The sequence below is a fragment of the Ralstonia sp. TCR112 genome (assembly GCF_007997035.1).
Lineage (GTDB): Bacteria > Pseudomonadota > Gammaproteobacteria > Burkholderiales > Burkholderiaceae > Ralstonia > Ralstonia edaphi.
The window spans coordinates 1-4,868 of record NZ_VOSS01000263.1; the positions used below are offsets into that span (position 1 = coordinate 1).

The following is a 4,868-nucleotide window of genomic DNA, read 5'->3' on the forward strand; positions in this document are numbered from 1 at the left end:
CTGAACCTGTCTGCGCTGTGTGCGGCGCGGCGGCTGTTTCTGTCGATCTCGGGGCCGGTCAAGCGCGGTGTGTTCGACGAGGCCGCGCAAGGCGGGGCACAGCGCGCGCTGCCGGTGAGCTATGTCATTCATCAGCGGGAGGTACCGCTCGATGTCTATTGGACTGCATGACGTGAACGCGGGCACCGTGGCCGACACGCTGGCCTACCCGCGGCTGGTCGCCGACGTGGGCGGCACCAACGTGCGCTTTGCGCTCGAGATGGCGCCCATGCGCCTGGCCCACATCGGTGTGCTGGCCGGCGATGATTACCCGTCGCTCGAAGCGGCCATGCGCGCGTACCTGGCATCGCTGCCGCCGGAAATCGCGGCGGCTGGCGTGCGGCATGCCGCCATCGGCATCGCCAATCCGGTGCTGGGGGACCAGATTCGCATGACCAACCGCGACTGGGCGTTCTCGATCGAGGCGATGCGCCAGTCGCTGGGTTTCGACACCTTCGTCGTGCTCAATGACTTTGCAGCGCTGGCGCATGCGTTGCCGTATCTGCCTGCAGATGAGCTGGAACAGGTTGGCGGCGGCGCCAGCCTGGCCGATGCGCCGCGGGCGCTGCTCGGCGCCGGCACGGGCCTGGGCGTCGCGTCGCTGCTGCCGACGGCGGAGGGCCGCTACATTGCCGTGGCCGGCGAGGGCGGCCATGTCGCCTTTCCGCCGATGAATGACGAGGAGGTCGTGATCTGGCGCTTCGCGCGTGAGCGCTTCGGCCATGTGTCGGCCGAGCGGTTGATTTCTGGCATGGGCCTGGAGTTGATCTACGAGGCGCTCGGCGCGTGCTTCGATCTCTGGCAGCAAGGCCCCACGTTGCGCCGCGCCGCCGACATCACTGCCATCGCATTGGGCGAGATGGAAGATGCTGCGGGCGACCACGCACGCTGCCGCTACGCCGTCGATACGTTCTGCGCGTTTCTCGGCACCATCGCGGCCAACCTGGCGGTCACGCTGGGCGCGCGCGGTGGCGTGTACATCGGCGGCGGCATCGTCCCGCGTCTGGGGCCGGCGTTTGCCAACTCGCCGTTCCGGCGGCGTTTTGAAGACAAGGGCCGTTTCTCGGCCTATGTGGCATCAATGCCGGTGTACGTGATTCATTCACCGTACCCGGGGCTGATCGGCCTCTGTGCTGCCATGGACCACGCGGTGGCCCAGGGACACTGACGCCGCGTCGGCGTCGGCATTGGCGTTATTCAGGTTGATCGGCGTGTTGGGGCGCGCTGCCCTTGCGCAGCGCAACTTCCAGCACCAGCGCATCGAGCAGCGCCAGGTGCAACAGGCGCGCGACCATCGAGCGGTCCGCCACGGCATCGTCCACGTCGGCGGGCAGCACCACATCGGCCAGTGCCGCGAGCGGGCTGCCAGGCGTGGTGACGGCAATCACGCGCACGCCGAGTTCGCGCACGCGTTCCACCGCCGTCTGCAGTTCGGGCAACGCGCCCGATTTTGAAATGGCGATCACCACGTCGCCCGCCTGCAGCACGTTCAGCGACATCGACACCAGATACGGATCGCTATACGCATTCGCGGGAATGCCGTAGCGGAAGAACTTCGTCTGCGCATCGAGCGCCACCACGCCGGAGCTGCCGAAGCCGTACAGGTCGATGCGATGTGCGCTGTCGACCAGCGCCACCGCCGCATCGAGCGTGCGAGCGTCGAATCGTTCTTGCAGCGTGGTGAGCGAATCGATGGCGTTCCGCAGGACGCGCGTGCCCGAGGGCGACGCGCTGCGCGCCGGTGCGGCATCTCGGGCGACGTTGCCTTGTGCGAGCCGCAGCTTGAAATCCGACAGGCCATGGCAGCCCATCGAGCGGCAGAAGCGGATGACGGTCGGCTGGCTGACGCCGGCCTCACGCGCGATGGCGGCCACCGGCAGGCTCAGCACTGTTCCGGCCTGGCGCAGCACCCAGTCGGCCACTTGGCGTTCGGCCGGAGAGAGCGACGGGCGCGCCGCGCGAATGCGCTCGCGCAGGTCGGTCGGTGCATCGGGTGTGGCGGAGGAAGTGGCTTGCTGGGCGCTCATCTGCGCGCGGGTTCGAATGGCGGACCGCATCACGATAAAGGCAAGCGCAGCCGTGCGCAACCGCCCGGCGAGGGGTTGCTAGATGCCGCGCGCTCCGACTGCAACTGACTGTTTTTGCACTGTTGCGAGGCGAGCGCGTTGGCTACGGTGAACGACGCCCACGTCGCCACAAGCGGCGTGGTCCTGCAACGTCGTACCCCTCAAAAGGACATCCGATGCTCCGTACTGCTCTCCCCCTGCAGCGCTTTTCCACGCTGTGCCGTCATCTGGCGTATGCCTGGCCGCTGGTGTTCGCGGCTGGGCCGCTGCATGCCGCCACCGACTGGGTCGATACCCACACCAAGGCGTTCGTGACCGGCCCGCAGCTCATGGCCCGCGGCGCCGCCAACGAGGTCGCACCTGGTCAGACCACCGATGTGCTGGTCAGCCTCAAACTGCGCAACGAGGCCACGCTGAAGGCGCTCGCGCACGATGTGAACGATCCGCGCAGCCCGCGCTACCGCAAGTACCTGACCAGCGAGCAGTTCATGGCCGACCACGCGCCCACGCAGGCGCAGGTGGACGCCGTGGTGGGCTATCTGCGGCAGAACGGCTTTATCGATATCGATGTGGCGCCCAACCGGCTGCTGGTGTCGGCGCGCGGTACGGCCGGCACGGTCAAGGCGGCGTTCAACACGCCGCTGGTGCATTACCAGTTGGCCGGCCGCAGCGGATTTGCGAACAGCGGCAAGGCGCAGGTGCCGCGCGCGCTGGGCGGCATCGTCGGCTCGGTGCTGGGTCTGCAGAACGTGGTGCGCGCGCGTCCGCTGCTGCGTGTGGGCGATGTGGCCGAAGCGCGCACGCTGGCAGCGGGCACCGCGACGGGCCACTACCCGAAGGAATTCCCGGCGCTGTATGGCGCGACCGGTGTGCCGACGGCGGCCGGCACCACAGTGGGCGTCATCACCATCGGCGGGGTATCGCAAACGCTGCGCGACTTGCGCACGTTCACGAGCAACAACGGTTACGCCACGGTGTCCACCACCACGATCAAGACGAACGGCACCAGCGGCAACTACACCGATGATCAGGAAGGCCAGGGCGAGTGGAACCTCGACAGCCAGTCCATCGTGGGCGCGGCCGGCGGCGCGGTCGGCAAGCTGGCCTTTTACATGGCCGATCTCAACGCGCCGGGCAACACGGGCCTGACCAAGGCGTTCAACAAGGCGGTGACCGACAACACGGCCAAGATCATCAACGTGTCGCTCGGCTGGTGCGAGAACGACGCCAGCGCCGACGGCACGCTCGATGCCGAAGAGGCCATCTTCACCACGGCCGCCGCGCAGGGGCAGACGTTCTCCGTGTCTTCCGGCGACGAGGGCGTCTACGAGTGCAACAACCGCGGCTATCCGGACGGCGGCAACTACAGCGTGTCGTGGCCGGCATCGTCGCCGCACGTGCTGGCCATTGGCGGCACCACGCTCTATACGAGCGGATCGAGCTTCGCCAGCGAGACCGTGTGGAACGAGGGCCTCGACGGCAACGGCAAGCTGTGGGCCACCGGCGGCGGCATCAGTCAGATCCTGCCGGCACCGAGTTGGCAGGGCGGCAATGCGCGGCTCTTGCCCGATGTGTCGTTCGACGCGGCGCAAAGCACCGGTGCCTACATCTACAACTACGGGCAGCTGCAGCAGATTGGCGGCACGAGCCTGGCGTCGCCCATCTTCGTCGGCTTCTGGGCGCGGCTGCTGGCGGCCAACGGCAACCTGGGCTTTCCGGCGGCGCGCCTGTACAGCGCCATTCCGGCCAACGCGTCGCTGCTGCGCTATGACGTGGTGTCGGGCAACAACGGCTACCAGGGCTACGGTTACAGCGCCGCCAAGGGCTGGGACTACCCGACGGGCTGGGGCAGCCTGAACATCGGCGCGTTGAACCAGTTGATCAAATCGGGCGGATTCTGATGCGGAGGTGAGTTTGCGGGCGGTTTCGCACAAAGCGCGAGCCGCCCGCGCGGCGGTTCTACAATGAGCCTTCCCCGGCTTATTTTTGATTCGTCATGCGCGTACTGCTCGTGGAAGACGACGACATGATCGGCGACAGCGTGCGCAAGGGTTTGCGCCACGACGGTTTCGCCATCGATTGGGTGCGCGACGGCGAGGCTGCCGTGCACGCCGTGACCGCCCCCGGTGCCGCGGGTGCGGAACCGGGCACCACCATGTTCGACCTCATGCTGCTCGACCTCGGCCTGCCCAAGCGCGACGGGCTCGACGTGGTGCGCGAGCTGCGCCAGCGCGGCATCTCCATCCCCATCCTGATCCTGACCGCGCGCGATGCGGTGGCCGACCGCGTAGCCGGGCTCAATGCCGGCGCAGACGATTACCTCGTCAAGCCGTTCGACCTGCAGGAGCTGGCTGCGCGCATGCACGCGCTGCTGCGCAGACAGGGCGGCCGTGCCGATCCGCTCATGCGCCACGGCGAGGTGCTGCTCAACCCCGTGACCCGCGAAGTGCTGCGCGCGGGTGTGCCGGTCAAGCTGTCGGGCCGCGAGTTTGCGGTGCTGCATGCGCTGCTCGCGCGGCCGGGCAAGGTGTGGTCGATCGCGCAGCTGCAGGACAACCTCTACGGCTGGGATGAAGAGGTCGGCAGCAACACGGTCGAGGTCTACATCCATGCGCTGCGCAAGAAGCTCGGCAGCCATTTCATCCAGAACATCCGCGGCGTGGGGTATGTGATTCCACGTGAGGCGCCGACGTCGCCTGCGGAACCTGCCGGCGGCGACGCGCACCAATAATCCATGCAATCCATCCGTAAAACCCTGCTGTG

The 4,868-nt window shown here is 67.5% G+C and carries 4 protein-coding genes and 1 pseudogene; 4 read left to right on the forward strand and 1 reads right to left on the reverse strand.

Annotated features, from left to right (window positions below):
* Together FUT88_RS27110 and FUT88_RS25790 are read left to right on the forward strand one after the other, a co-directional pair.
* Positions 1 to 171, forward strand: a pseudogene (locus tag FUT88_RS27110) (6-phosphogluconolactonase); the annotation flags it as partial.
* On the forward strand, positions 152 to 1,207 hold the full coding sequence (locus FUT88_RS25790; RefSeq protein ID WP_147217726.1) for a glucokinase: 1,056 nt from the start codon (positions 152 to 154) through the stop codon (positions 1,205 to 1,207). The pseudogene FUT88_RS27110 and the gene FUT88_RS25790, both read left to right, overlap by 20 nt.
* 25 nt (positions 1,208 to 1,232) lie before the next feature.
* Here FUT88_RS25790 and FUT88_RS25795 read toward each other — a convergent pair whose 3' ends face one another.
* Positions 1,233 to 2,066, reverse strand: coding sequence for a MurR/RpiR family transcriptional regulator (locus FUT88_RS25795; RefSeq protein ID WP_147217727.1), 834 nt, complete (start codon positions 2,064 to 2,066; stop codon positions 1,233 to 1,235).
* Between the two features lie 215 nt (positions 2,067 to 2,281).
* Between FUT88_RS25795 and FUT88_RS25800 the strand changes: the two genes are divergently transcribed.
* Entirely contained in the window at positions 2,282 to 4,006 is a 1,725-nt protein-coding gene (locus tag FUT88_RS25800) for a protease pro-enzyme activation domain-containing protein (RefSeq protein ID WP_147217729.1), read from the forward strand.
* 95 nt (positions 4,007 to 4,101) lie between these two features.
* Positions 4,102 to 4,836: a response regulator transcription factor gene (locus tag FUT88_RS25805; RefSeq protein ID WP_147217731.1), complete on the forward strand. Its 735-nt coding sequence runs from the start codon at positions 4,102 to 4,104 to the stop codon at positions 4,834 to 4,836.
* The last annotated feature ends 32 nt before the right edge of the window (positions 4,837 to 4,868 follow it).